Below are 12743 nucleotides of genomic sequence, written 5' to 3'. Positions count from 1 at the left end.
CCGTCAGGCGAGCTGGTCCAGGGCGTCGATGAGCGCGTCCACGAATGCGGTCAGGATGGCCGGCTGGGTGCGGCCGGTCATGGTCTGGATCTGGCCCTGGCGTTGCCGCAGGACCGGGTGCTCCAGGGTCACGGTCACCAGGTCCTCCTTGTCCCGCCGGTCCAGTGACAGGCCACCCACCAGCGAAACGCCCACCCCGGCCCGGGCAAACTGGATCACCGGATTGATGTGGTCGCTTTGCAGCGTAATGGTGGGCGTGAGGCCCTCGATCTGCATGGCAAGATCGAAGAGTTCCCGCTGGCTGGCGCCTGGCGCGGTCACCGCAAGCTTGTACCGGCACAGGTCCTGCAGGGTGGCGGTGCGCTGGGCCGCCAGCGGATGGTCCGGCGCCACCAGTGCGTATGCAACCGGGGTTGGCATGGAATGTTCCACGGTCACCCTGGACTGCGGCCCCAACGAGAAAACCGCGGCAACATCCGCCTCGCCTTCGGCCACCCGCCGGGTTCCCTCCGAGGAGCCAACCACGTCGAGGTGGAATTCGACGTCGTCATGCTGCCGGCTGAAGTTCGCGATCGCGGCCGGGACCCAGACCCGGGCGAAGCCTTCGGCGCAGGCCACCCGCAGCGTGCGGGTCTTCCTTTGCATGGACACCAGCAATTCTTCGCGCACAGCTGCCCCCTCGGCTTCGGCCCTGCGGACGTAGGCGAGCAGGAGGCGGCCGGCCTCGGTTAGCTCCACACCCCGGGAGTGCCGGTTGAACAGCGGTGTGCCCAGCGATGTTTCCAGCTTGTTGATCTGCCGGCTGATGGCGGATGCCGAGACGTGCAGCCTGTCCGCGGCCTGGGTGAGCGTGCCGTCCTGGGCCACCGCGTCGAAATACAGCAGTGCGGGCGTGAGCATGTTCACCGCGGCGCCTTGCCGGCCGCAAGGTTTGCATTCAAGTCAAGGCTCATCGACAAAATGATACTGGTTGTTTCGGATTCCCCGTCCTAATTTGGAACTCACGTTCCAACGGCAGAGGGTGAAGATTTATGCAGCAGCGCGAGCAACTCATGGCGGCAGCAGGAGATTATGCGGACTCCGGCAGCTTCCAGGCAGACCTTGGGAGGATCGTCTCCTACCCGTCCGAAAGTTCGACGACGGAGGGTCGGGTTGCGCTGAAGTCATACCTCGACGAGATGGTTGAACCGGCACTGGCAAACCTTGGGTGCTCGGTGGAGCGGTATGACTCCTGGCGGGGCGGGAACAATTCCTTCCTCCTGGCCACCCGGCAGGAGGACCCGGCGCTGCCAACCGTGCTCTGCTACGGGCACGCAGACGTGGTGGACGGGCAGGCGGAGGCCTGGACCAACGGCCGCGGGCCCTGGGTGTTGAGTGATGAGGGGGACCGCTGGTACGGCCGGGGCTCGGCCGACAACAAAGGCCAGCACTGGATCAACATCGTGGCGCTTCGCCTGCTGCTGGACCAGCGTGGAAGCCTGGGCTTCAACCTGGTGTTCCTACTGGAAGGGGCCGAGGAGATTGGATCTCCGGACCTCGTCGATTTCGCACGCGAACACCGGGAGGCGCTGCGGGCGGACGTCTTCATCGGTTCCGACGGGCCGCGCCTTGCGGCCGGCAGCCCCACCGTGTTCCTGGGCGCCCGAGGCGGTGTGACGTTCCACCTCGAGGCGGACCTCCGCAGCAGTTCCTACCACTCGGGGAACTGGGGCGGCCTCCTGCGCAACCCGGCCACCACCGTGGCCGCCGCGGTGGCCTCCCTGGTGGACGGACACGGCATCATCAAGCTGCCCGAACTGCTGCCGGCTGGAATCCCTGACTCCGTGGCTGCCGCGCTGGAACTCATCGACGTAATCCCCAATCCGGGCGACCCGGCGTCGGACCCAACCTGGGGCGACCGTTCCCTGAGCCCGGCTGAACGGCTGTACGCCTGGAACACCCTGGAGGTCCTGGCCCTTGGCGCGGGCAACCCGGCCAAGCCTGTCAACGCGATCCCCGGCTCGGCCCGCGCCACGCTGCAGCTCCGGTTCGTCCCCGGTACTGACACCGCAAACCTGGAAGCCGCCGTCCGGCGCCATCTCGACGCCGCCGGATTCGGCATGGTGGAGGTCCGGGCAGGCAGTTCCTTTGCCGCCAGCCGGCTGGACCCGGACAGCCCCTGGGTTGCCTGGGCCTTGGCATCGCTGGGGAAAACCACCGGGCGCGCTCCGGTCCTGCTGCCAAACATCGGCGGTTCACTGCCCAGCTTCGTCTTCGCGGACGTCCTTGGGTTGCCCACGCTGTGGGTCCCGCACTCCCACCCCGGCTGCCAGCAGCATGCGCCCGACGAGCACCTGCTCAAGTCCGTTGCCCGGGAGGGCCTGCAGATTGCTGCAGGCCTGTTCTTCGACCTTGCCAACGCCCCCAGCCCGGCGGGCAGTCCAGCGGGCGGCGCCGCCGTTTCCGCCAAGTCTGTTTCCTGAAACCCTGGAGTCTCCATGACCATTCCGCAGCAGAAGAACCAGCCCGGTCCGGCCCGGGACCAGGCGGAGGGCACGCAATCCGCCACCCGTGGAATCATCGCGGCCACCATCGGCAACGCGCTCGAGTGGTTCGACATCGCCATCTACGCGCTCCTGGCGATCTACATTGGGCGGAACTTCTTCCCAAGCCATGATCCCGCCGTCGAACTCATCCAGGCGTTCGCCGTGTTCGGCGTCTCCTACCTCATCAGGCCGCTGGGCGGACTGGTGCTGGGCTCTTTCGCGGACCGGCACGGGCTGAAGAAGGGGCTGACCGTCACCATCCGGCTGATGGTGCTGGGCACCGCGCTCCTGGCGTTCATGCCCAGCTACGGCACCATCGGCATCCTGGCGCCGGTGGGGATCGTCCTGGCCCGGCTCATCCAAGGCTTCTCGGCCGGGGGAGAATTTGGTGCCGCCACCGCGTACCTCATTGCGCAGAACGGCAAGCGCAAAGGGTTCCTGGGCAGCTTCCAGTTCGCCAGCCAAGGACTTGGCAGCCTGATCGCGGCGATCTTCGTGGCCGTCCTGACAACCGTGCTGACCGACGCCCAAATGACCGAGTGGGGTTGGCGCATCCCGTTCCTGTTCGGGCTGCTGGTGGGTCCGGCCGGCTTCCTGATCCGGAAGGAGATGAAGGAGGTTCCGGTGTCCACGGAGCCCGGGGATGGGCAGCACTCGCCGATCCGCCAGGTGTTTGCCACCCAGAAGACCGGGATGATGATCGCCGGCGGGGCGCTGGCCGTGTCCACCGTCCTGAACTTCATCCTGCAGTACATGCCGACGTTCGCCATCAAGGAGTTGGGGCTTGAACCCGGCATCTCCTTCACCTCGCTGATCATTACCGGCGTCATCCTGACTTTTGGAACACCCGTGGTGGGGCACCTCTCAGACCGTTTCGGCCGGCTGGCCATCATGGTGCCCACCGTGATCGTGCTGCTCATCGCCGTCGTCCCGCTGTTCCTGTGGGTGATCAGTGCCCGGTCCTTCCTGGTGCTGGCGTTGGTCATGACCATCCTCGGCCTGCTCAAGGCGGCCTACTTTGGGGCCCTGCCATCGGTGATGTCCGATTCTTTTGATCCCCGGAGCCGGGCAACCGGCCTTTCCTTCAGCTACAACACTGCGGTGGTTGCGTTTGGTGGCTTCACGCCCATGATCGCCGCGTACCTGGTGCAGCAGACCGGCCAGGCGGTGGCGCCCGGCTACTACCTTGCCATCATCGCGCTCATCAGCCTCGCAGCCCTGGCAGCCGGGGTGAAACTTCGCGGCATCAAATAGCCGCACCCGACGCCGGCCGGTGGTGCGCACCCGACGCCGGCCGGTGGTGCGCACCCGACGCCCGCCGGTGGTGCGCACCCGACGCCCGCCGGTGGTGCGGCGGCCGGGCACCCCCCGGGCCCCCGGCGGAAGGCCGCGAAACGGGCGCAAGGGGCTTGACGCATCTGAACGAAAAGGCACTCAAAAGAACAATTTCTCCCATTTATGTTCAGTCAAAGCCTTGACTGAAATTGTCAGGCGCTGATAGACGTTAAGGGCAGAAAGCGTTTCCTCGCAGCAATCCTCCTTGAAATCACTCGCGAGGGGGGACTTGCCTGCTGTGAATGAAACGTTCCAAAAATGGCTGGGCGGCACATCATGCTGCCGCCGCATCAAAGGAGATGTTCTTTTGGCAAACCCCTCAATGTGTTCACGGATGTCCCGGACGGGCAGGACGCGAAGGGCAGCGGCAGCCGCGACCCTGGCCGTCGCGGCGATTGCCTTCACCGGCGTTCCCCTCGCTGCTGCGGACCCCGCCGCGCCGGCAATTCCAGGAACTCCAGGTACGCCGGCAAGCCCGGCAGTCCCCGCCGCATCGGCAGGGCAGGACGCGAAGCGGCAGGTGGAGAACCTGGACCGGGCCCCGGTTGCCGTCCTGACGGACCAGGGTGTCTCCCTGGGCTGGCGGATGCTGGGCCTGGACAAGGACAGCGTGGGATTCCACGTCATCCGCGACGGCGTCCAGATCACCGATCAACCCGTACGCAACACCACCACCTACGTGGACCCCGCAGGAAAAGCGGACTCGACCTACGTCATCAAGACCGTGGGCAATGGCGACGGGCAGGACAAGCTCAGCGCCGGGTTCAGTCCGCTGGCCCAAAATTACCTGCCCATCAAGCTGGACAAACCGGCCGACGGCGTGACCCCGGCGGGGCAGTCCTACACCTACAGTGCCAACGACTCGAGCGTGGCGGACCTGGATGGCGACGGCGCCTACGAGATCGTCCAACTGTGGAATCCCTCCAATGCGAAGGACAACTCGCAGTCCGGGTACACCGGGAACGTCTACGTGGACGCCTACAAGATGGACGGCACCAAGCTCTGGCGCATCGACCTGGGCCGCAACATCCGCGCCGGGGCCCACTACACCCAGATGCTCGCCTACGACTTCGACGGCGACGGCAAGGCCGAAGTTGCCTTCAAGACCGCCGACGGCACAACGGACGCGGCGGGGACCGTCATTGGCGACCCCGCGGCGGACTACCGCAACAGCGCTGGCTATGTCCTGTCCGGGCCCGAATTCCTCACAGTTTTCAACGGCGCCGCCGGCACCATCATGGACACCGTTCCCTACGACCCGCCGCGCGGCACCGTCACTGCCTGGGGAGACGGTTACGGCAACCGCGTGGACCGGTTCCTCAGTGCGGTGGCATACCTGGACGGCGAGCATCCGTCCATGATGTTCAGTCGCGGCTACTACACCCGCACCGTCCTGGTCACCTATGACCTGGTGAACGGCAAGCTGGTCAAGCGCTGGAAGTTCGATTCCGACGCTGCCGGAGCCGAATACAAGGGCCAGGGCAACCACAACCTGTCCGTGGCGGACGTGGACCAGGACGGCAAGGATGAGTTCGTCTTTGGCTCCATGACCATCGACCACGACGGCAAGCCGCTGTACAACACCAAGCTTGGCCATGGCGACGCCATCCACACCGGCGACCTTGATCCCTCCCGGCCCGGACTGGAGACCTTTGCCGTGCACGAGGACATGCGGTCGAGTGGAAACCGCGGTGCCACATTCCGTGATGCCGCCACCGGTGAGGTCCTGTGGAGCATCCCGGCCTTCAAGGACACCGGCCGCGGCGCCACCGGCGACATCGACCCCCGTTTCCCGGGTTCGGAGAGCTGGGCGGTGGGTGGCGACGCAGCGTGGAACTCCACCGTCGGCTACCTGATGTCCGCCAAGGGCGAGCGGATTTCCGACAAGATTCCTGCCGCCAACTTCATGGCGTGGTGGGACGGCGACCTGCTGCGCGAGATCGTGGACCACGATTTCGATGCCGAGGCCGGCTATGGCGTGCCCACGATTTCCAAGTGGAATTGGGAAACCGAGTCCAGCGACCGGCTGCTGACCGCCACCGGAGCCCGCACCAACAACTACACCAAGGGCAACCCGTCGCTGCAGGCGGACCTCCTGGGTGACTGGCGGGAAGAGCTGGTGTTCCCGTCCGCTGACAGCACCGAGTTGCGGATTTACACCAGCACCTCACCCACCGGGGTCCGGCTCCGCACCCTGATGCACGATCCCATGTACCGGACCGGCGTGGCGCGCGAAACCGTGGGTTACAACCAGCCCCCGCACCCGAGTTTCTTCCTCGGTGAGGGTATGCAGGCCCCGGCCATGCCGGCGGTCTACTACGCGGGCAAGGCCAAATAGCGGCTCCGGACGGCCAAGCGCCGCCCGCCTTGGGGGACGGCGGGCGGCGCTTGCTTGCGGTGCCTGGTGGCGGGGCCGGATCAGTGGCCGCCGAGGTTGCCGCCCACCGGGGGCAGGCCGCCGTCGTCCGTGCGGTCCTCCGAGCGCCGTTCGCCGGCGCTGAGGTTTTCGCCTTCCACCGTGTCGTCGGATTCGCCGCTGGTGTCCACCAGGCCGTTGGTCTGGTCGAAGGCATGCCCAATCCTGTCATCGCCAAGATCGGCGACCGTACCCGACCGGTCGGCGCCCGCCATCGTGCCCCCGGCCTGGGCGCCCGTGCCGGTTTCGGCGGCACCCGCCGTGGCGCCCGTGGTCAGGGGCTCCACGGAGGCAACAGGCTCGGCCGGAACCGCAGGGACATCGCTGGCAGCGGACGCGTCGCGGGCTGCAGCCTCATCCCTGGAGCTGCCGGCTGCCATAGCGGCTGCCGCGCCCGCCGCTGCAGCGATGGCCGCACCTGCGGCCACCTTGCCCGAGATGCCGGCCTTGCCTGAGTCGCCCAGCGAGGAGCCGGCATGCTCGACGCCGGGTGTCCCCACCGCGGAGCCGGCGTTGACCGATCCCCGCCATGCCCCGCTGGCGTAGCCCTCGTCTTCGATGAATTCCTTGAACTTCTTCAGGTCCGACTCCGCCTGGCGGTCCACGACGTTGAGCTTGTCGCCCACCTTCTCGATCAGGCCTTCGGGTTCATATTCGAGCGTGAGCTGCAGCGAGGTCTGGCCGCCGCCCACATCCTCGAATTCCACGGCACCGGCGTTGGTGGCTCCATCGGTCGCTGCCCAGGCAACGCGCCGGTCCGGGATCTGCTCCAGGATCCTGGCCTCCCACTGCCTGCGCACTCCACCAATATCGGCCACCCATTCCATCCGGTCGTCGCTGAGCTGGGTCACGCTCTTGACCCCGCCCATGAAGTGCGGGAATTCCTCGAACTGTGTCCACTGGTTGTAAGCCGTGCTCACCGGTACGTTCACCAGAATGCGTTTTTCCACCTTCGTGCTCATAACGTCTCCTTCGCTCTGTTACCGGATGCCAATGGAAGATCATCAGCATGCTTAGTATTTTACTTTCTGCCCGCGAACCTTGCTACCCCCTTCCCGTACCCACCTGGAACGGAAAATACGACGGCGGCACCCGGCCCTGGTGAAAAACAGGAGCCGGGTGCCGCCGTCGTCAGCGAAAGGGCAGGTGCCTCAATGCCGGTGCCTCAGTGCAGGTGCTCTCCGATCAGGGCCAGGTTCTGGATGACCGCCAGGCCGAACTGCGCCGTGTCATTGGTAGAGACCGTGGGTGCCTCGTCCACGGGCAGCAGCACGTGGGGCGGTTCGATCCGTTGGAGGGTGAAGGCGGATCCGTGGTTGAGGTGTTCGCCGCCCTCGGTGAAACTGTCCCAGGCCCTGGCTGCGAGGCCTGGGTCCTGCAACCTTGCCGCCGCATAGGCGGTCAGCCGGCTGTGCGCCTGCGTGAGGTAGATGCCCTCGAGCGGCTGGCCCACTGCTTCCACTTGCTCCTCTTTGGTTGCCAGGAACAGCTTGCAGTACTGCAGCCACGCCCGCTCGAAATCCGCATCCGGCACCAGGTCCACCAGTTCGCTGCAGATCTCCACCAGTCCGAAGACGGCACTGAGGTGGGAGACCTGGATCTGTTCGCGGCCGGTGTCGAACCTGCCCTTGTCCAGGTCGTATAGGGCTTCGCCGGTGAGGAAGCCGTACTTCAGCGCACCAATGTCCGCCATGGTGCCCAGCAGTCGGTCCCGGGACCACGGGTTGCCGGTGCGTTCCCAGTCGGTGAGCCAGGTGGCGGCCAGGGAGCCCCAGTCAGTCCCAAGCCCCACGCCCAGCGCCCCGCGGTTGGGACGGTAGGTGGCAGCATCCGGGCGCACCTTGCGCACCGGATCCAGGCCCAGGAAGTTCCGGTCGCTGTCCACCAGTTCGCTCAGCAGGTCGCCGGTGCGCTCATCTGCGGTGAGGTAGTAGTAGAACCGGCGGTAGGCGGGGGTGCTGATCCGGAGCTGCTTGGCGCTGCAGCCCCAGTGCTGGACGTTGTGCCGGGAACCCAGGCCCTTCCACGGCCCCAGGTGGTACACGTCCACCTCTCCGGTATGCCGGGTCATGGCCTCGGCGAAGCGGAAAATGTCTGCCCGGCCCGATCGCAGGTAGGAGTACCACAGCCACAGGTCGGGGGAGAGTTCGGAGTTGTCCCACGCGTAGCCGCCAACGTCATAGCGCCACACGTGCCGGTCGAAGTCATACGTGTGCATCACGTCGCCGTAGTTCCAGAACCCGTACCAGCGGCGCTGCTCCACCTGGCCGGCGTAGAAGTCGAAGAGGAAGTCCAGCTGGTCCTCCAGCCGGGCACGCGCCGGAGTGCTCCGGTCCACGGGGTCCCAGTCGCCAAAGACACCCACCGAGTGCAGGTATTGCGGGGTGGCCTGCAGCAATGACGGGGCGGAGGCGGCCGCGGCGTCGGCCGCGAGGCTTTCGGTGGAAGGGGTGGCGTCATAGGCAAACAGGGTCAGCTCGTGGGTGCGGGCAATGCCCGCAGGGTTGCCGAAGCCCGGCTCGTAGTCCTCGTATGTAATCTCGAGTCCCTCGAGCTGCTCCTCGAACGTGTCCTGGCCCAGCCCGTCGTGGTAGTACCGGAGATCCATGGGCCGGGCTTCCGGGGAAAACAGCCAGGCCGTCAGGGTTCCCTCACCGCTTGCGGCGCCGCGAATGTCCAGCTGGCCGGGGTGGGACTGCCAGAAGTCCTTGATCCCCACGCCCAGGCCGCAGCGGGTGTCGCTCAGGGAGCAGAAGCCCGCTGAGCGGGTGCCGCCGGAGATTCCCACCCAGCCGTGGCCGGGTGCGGTCCGCTTGCGCAGTTCGAATCCGTCCGCGCTGAGCTGGGTAAGCGTGTAGTCGCCCCAAGCGGGGATGAGGTGGAGGCGGCCGGAGACCTCGGGGTTCCAGTCCTCTGCCGGGGGAGTGGCCCGTCCTGCGATCTGGGCGTCCCGGACGTCAGCGCCAGGGTCCCGGCGCAGGCCGGTCAGGCCACGCACGGCCTCGGTGAGGAACCCGCCGTCGGCCCCGGCGATCCGGACATGCCGGTCATGCAGTTCGGCCTGGAGCGGCACGCTGAACCGGACCCCCAGTCCGGCCAGGAAGTCCTGCTCCGGGTCCCCGTCCCAGATGAACGAGTGGACCATGCGCACGCTGCGGGCATTGGCGTGGAAATACAAGCGCACCACAAAGGGCAGCCATCCGCGGTGGGTGCTGTCCGGCAGATCGGGGTGGTGGACCCCTTCCAGCCGCACCACCGCGCGCACTGGCCCGGTTTGTTCAAGCACGACGGCGGTCACCTCGCCGGTGAAGGCCTCCCGGCCCGCGGTTCCGGAACCTTCGGGAACGCCGTCCTGCAGCAGGCTGACCAGCCGGGCGTCGCGGGCAACAGGCCGGCCGTCACGGGAAAGGCTGCTGAACAGGGTTGATCCCCGGCGGTTGATGACCATCCGCAGTACCCCGGTATCAACTGTCAGGGCGTCGGCCTCTTCGGTGACCGTGACGGCCGCGCCACCCGGCGCTCTCCGGCCGGCCGCCTCGGGCGTGCCGTCGTCGGCCGTCACCTGGTAGGTGCCCGATGGCGCGTCTGTTGCCGGGAGGGCGATCCCCGCCCATTTCAAGGAGCCGTCCGGCCAGGTGGCCAATGGCCACGCCTGGCTGGGGACGGGAGTGCCGGCGGCGTCTGCCACCGAAAGCGCTTCCGCGCCGGGTACCGAACCGCGGGCGAACGGCATGCCCCACGTTGTTCCGCCACTGATTTCTGCCGGGGCCTGGCCATCGATCCACCTGATGAGGGTGCTGTCCGTCATGTCATCCGATTCCACTGGTGATTGCAGCGCATAGGGGTCCCGCCAGGATGCGGGAAAGCGCTTTCTCGATCAGGACTACAACGTAGTAGACGGCGGGGCGGGGCGCAAGGGGTATTCGCCAGGCGGTACAACGGCCTCAGCCTTAAAGGACGAAGCCACCGCCGATGCGCAGGGGACACGGCGGTGACTTTGAACCTGACAGCGCCAAGAACCTACGCTGACGCCCCGCCGCGGGCATAAGGATGGCCGCCGTCCCAGCGACGGCGGCCATCCGGGCCTGTTAGTCCAGCGGCAGGGTCACTGTCACGCTGGTGCCGCCGCCCGGCGCGGAGGTGATCTCCGCTGCCCCGCCGGCCTCCTGGACGGCCACCGCCATGAGCCGCAACCCGTATCCGTTGTGGCGCCCGCACGTGGCGGCTTCGCGGTCAAAGCCCGTGCCGTCGTCGGCCACCACCAGGCGGATCCCGTGGTCAACGGCCAGCAGCTGAACGGTCACCGTGGATGCGCCGGAGAATTTAAAGGCGTTGCTCAGCGCTTCCCGGGCCGACTGGTACAGCAGGGAGGCGCAGTCCGCCGGGATCTCGATGCCCCAGTGTGGAGTATCCCAGTGGACCGCGGTTCCGTGCTGGCGAAGCGGCGCCGTGAGCCGGTCGATGCAACCGGCCAGCCCCAGTGTGTGGAAGTCCAGCGGCTGAAGATCGGTCAGCACGCCTCCCACTGTGGTGACTTCGTTGTCCAATGCTGTCTTGGTTCCCATGACTTCCTGCTCCCCAAGCTGGGTTTGTCTGATACCTCCAGCGTGGACCCGAAATGTCTAGGGGGCGCAAGATTTGCCTCAAGATCGGATCAATTCTGTGCGCGGCGCAACAATGAAAGCGGTGTGTGATGCGGGCTGCCAAATCCGGAAGTCAAAATAAGATGAAGGACGTCCCATCTCCTGTACACTGAGTCACAGACGAGAGGCCGCCGCCCGGTGCGGTCGAAGGAGATGACGTGACAGTAGCATCCGCAGCGGTACCGCCCGCAAGGTTCAGTGCACAAATCCGGTCCCATGCCCTCCAGACCAGGATCATGGAACTCATCCTGGACCGCGGCCTGGATGTTGGGGATGCGCTGCCCACCGAGAGCGAACTGTCCGCAGAGCTGGGCGTTGGGCGGAACACCGTCCGTGAGTCACTTAAGGTCCTCCAGGCCCTAGGCGTCATCGAAATCCGCCATGGTTTCGGCATGTTCGTGGCACCCAACAACTTCAGCGCCCTGGTTTCCGGGCTGACCTTCCGCGGCAGGCTGTCGCTCCGGCACAAGGGCGAAGAAGCGATGGAGCTCATCGATGTGCGGCAGGCCCTTGAATCCGGATTGATTGGTTCAGCCATCGACCTGCTGACGGAGGAGCACCTGGCGGACCTGCGGTCATCCATGGAGGCCATGCAGGCCGCCGCAGCCCAAGGGGAACCGCTGGCCGAGCTTGACGCTGAGTTCCACCGGAAGCTCTATGCCCCGCTGAACAACGAACTCCTCATCAACCTCATGGATGTGTTCTGGCAGGTCTACCGCCAGATCCATGAAGCGCTGGGCTCGGGGCCGGTCAACCTGGAGGAACAGGCACGGATCCACTGGGATATCTACGAGGCCGTGGCCAACAGGGACAAGGCCCTCGCCGCCGAACGCCTGCAGCGCCACTTTGACGGGATCCGCCAAAAGCTCAAGGATGTCGCCTCAGCCTAGGCGTACCCGGGCCCGCCATTCTTCCCACGGCACGGCCGGCGCACACCGCCCGGCCCTGCTGCCGCATGCCCTGCCGCTCCCTCGCTCTCTTCCACCAGAAAGTCCCCGCCTTGGAAATCTTTGTTGTCCCCGATGCTGCTGCTACCGGTACGGTCGCGGCAGGGATCCTCGCCGCCGTCGTTCGTTCCAAGCCGGACGCGGTCCTTGGCGTGGCGACGGGCGGATCGCCGCTTCCCGTTTACGCGGCCCTCGCCAGGCACCGGCTGGACATGTCCGGAGTGCGCGCCTTCGCCTTGGACGAGTACGTCGGGCTGCCCTCCGGCCACCCCCAAAGCTACGCGGAAGTGGTCCGGCGCGAGGTGACCGAACGGCTGGGCCTTGATCCGGCCAGGGTTTCAGTGCCCGACGGCGGCGCTCTTGACCCCCAGCAGGCGGCCGCCGACTACGACGCGGCCATCAGCCGGGCCGGGGGCATCGACGTGCAGCTCCTGGGTATCGGCCACAACGGCCACATCGCCTTCAACGAACCCGGTTCCGCCCTGGACTCCCGGACCCGTGTGGAGAACCTCGCGGACCGGACCAGGGAGGCCAACGCCCGGTACTTTGCCTCGCCGGAGGACGTCCCCGCCCAATGCATCACCCAGGGGCTGGGGACCATCATGGAAGCCAGGCACCTGCTCCTCGTTGCCCATGGGGCGGACAAGGCGGACATCCTGGCGGCGGCATTGCAGGGATGCCTCACGGCGGACTGCCCTGCCTCGGTCCTGCAGCGCCACCCGCATGTCACGGTCGTGGCCGATGAAGCGGCCGCCGCGAACCTGCGTCCCGGCGGAGTGGTGGCCGTGCGGGTGGAGGACACCGCCGTCGGCGTTTAGTGCCTGCCTGAACTGACATGCCCGGCAATGCGCCGGTGACTCCGCCGGCACGGTGTAGC

At 66.6% G+C, this 12743-nt stretch carries 9 protein-coding genes; 5 read left to right on the top strand and 4 right to left on the bottom strand.

What is annotated here, in order from left to right; all coding sequences use genetic code 11:
• Window positions 1–3: 3 nt before the first annotated feature.
• Window positions 4–900, bottom strand: coding sequence for a LysR family transcriptional regulator (locus QRN53_RS03920; protein WP_285242765.1), 897 nt, complete (start codon window positions 898–900; stop codon window positions 4–6).
• Window positions 901–1031: 131 nt separating this feature from the next.
• Between QRN53_RS03920 and QRN53_RS03915 the strand changes: the two genes are divergently transcribed.
• From QRN53_RS03915 to QRN53_RS03905, 3 genes are all read left to right on the top strand, one after another.
• Window positions 1032–2462 (top strand): M20 family metallopeptidase, encoded by a 1431-nt coding sequence (locus QRN53_RS03915; RefSeq protein ID WP_285242711.1) that lies wholly within the window; start codon window positions 1032–1034, stop codon window positions 2460–2462.
• A gap of 15 nt (window positions 2463–2477) precedes the next feature.
• A complete protein-coding gene (locus QRN53_RS03910; RefSeq protein ID WP_285242710.1) occupies window positions 2478–3779 on the top strand; it encodes an MFS transporter in 1302 nt (433 codons plus the stop codon).
• A 403-nt stretch (window positions 3780–4182) separates the two neighbouring features.
• A complete protein-coding gene (locus tag QRN53_RS03905) occupies window positions 4183–6198 on the top strand; it encodes a rhamnogalacturonan lyase (RefSeq protein ID WP_285242764.1) in 2016 nt (671 codons plus the stop codon).
• Between the two features lie 80 nt (window positions 6199–6278).
• On the opposite strand, the gene QRN53_RS03900 is transcribed toward QRN53_RS03905, so the two are convergent.
• The 3 genes from QRN53_RS03900 to QRN53_RS03890 form a co-directional block, all read right to left on the bottom strand.
• Window positions 6279–7238 carry an SRPBCC family protein gene (locus tag QRN53_RS03900; protein ID WP_285242709.1) on the bottom strand — a complete coding sequence of 320 codons (960 nt, stop codon included), beginning with the start codon at window positions 7236–7238 and terminating at the stop codon, window positions 6279–6281.
• Window positions 7239–7441: 203 nt separating this feature from the next.
• Window positions 7442–10084 carry an exo-rhamnogalacturonan lyase family protein gene (locus QRN53_RS03895; RefSeq protein WP_285242708.1) on the bottom strand — a complete coding sequence of 881 codons (2643 nt, stop codon included), beginning with the start codon at window positions 10082–10084 and terminating at the stop codon, window positions 7442–7444.
• 280 nt (window positions 10085–10364) lie between these two features.
• Complete coding sequence (locus QRN53_RS03890; protein WP_285242707.1) at window positions 10365–10841, bottom strand: sensor histidine kinase; 477 nt, start codon at window positions 10839–10841, stop codon at window positions 10365–10367.
• Window positions 10842–11077: 236 nt separating this feature from the next.
• Here QRN53_RS03890 and QRN53_RS03885 point away from each other — a divergent pair, with 236 nt between their 5' ends.
• The gene (locus tag QRN53_RS03885) at window positions 11078–11809 is read left to right on the top strand and encodes a FadR/GntR family transcriptional regulator (protein ID WP_285242706.1); all 732 of its coding nucleotides are present in this window, start codon (window positions 11078–11080) and stop codon (window positions 11807–11809) included.
• A gap of 110 nt (window positions 11810–11919) precedes the next feature.
• Window positions 11920–12684, top strand: coding sequence for a glucosamine-6-phosphate deaminase (locus QRN53_RS03880; RefSeq protein WP_285242705.1), 765 nt, complete (start codon window positions 11920–11922; stop codon window positions 12682–12684).
• Window positions 12685–12743 lie beyond the last annotated feature (59 nt).

Source organism: Pseudarthrobacter sp. fls2-241-R2A-127, assembly GCF_030209355.1.
In the GTDB taxonomy this organism is placed as follows: Bacteria; Actinomycetota; Actinomycetes; order Actinomycetales; family Micrococcaceae; genus Arthrobacter.
This window is presented reverse-complemented; position numbering and strand designations above follow the sequence as displayed.

What these genes read in the sequence shown, in the direction of transcription:
- QRN53_RS03920 (WP_285242765.1), bottom strand. Translation starts at nt 900, where the DNA reads ATGCTCACGCCCGCACTGCTGTATTTCGACGCGGTGGCCCAGGACGGC.
- QRN53_RS03915 (WP_285242711.1), top strand. Translation starts at nt 1,032, where the DNA reads ATGCAGCAGCGCGAGCAACTCATGGCGGCAGCAGGAGATTATGCGGAC.
- QRN53_RS03910 (WP_285242710.1), top strand. Translation starts at nt 2,478, where the DNA reads ATGACCATTCCGCAGCAGAAGAACCAGCCCGGTCCGGCCCGGGACCAG.
- QRN53_RS03905 (WP_285242764.1), top strand. Translation starts at nt 4,183, where the DNA reads ATGTGTTCACGGATGTCCCGGACGGGCAGGACGCGAAGGGCAGCGGCA.
- QRN53_RS03900 (WP_285242709.1), bottom strand. Translation starts at nt 7,238, where the DNA reads ATGAGCACGAAGGTGGAAAAACGCATTCTGGTGAACGTACCGGTGAGC.
- QRN53_RS03895 (WP_285242708.1), bottom strand. Translation starts at nt 10,084, where the DNA reads ATGACGGACAGCACCCTCATCAGGTGGATCGATGGCCAGGCCCCGGCA.
- QRN53_RS03890 (WP_285242707.1), bottom strand. Translation starts at nt 10,841, where the DNA reads ATGGGAACCAAGACAGCATTGGACAACGAAGTCACCACAGTGGGAGGC.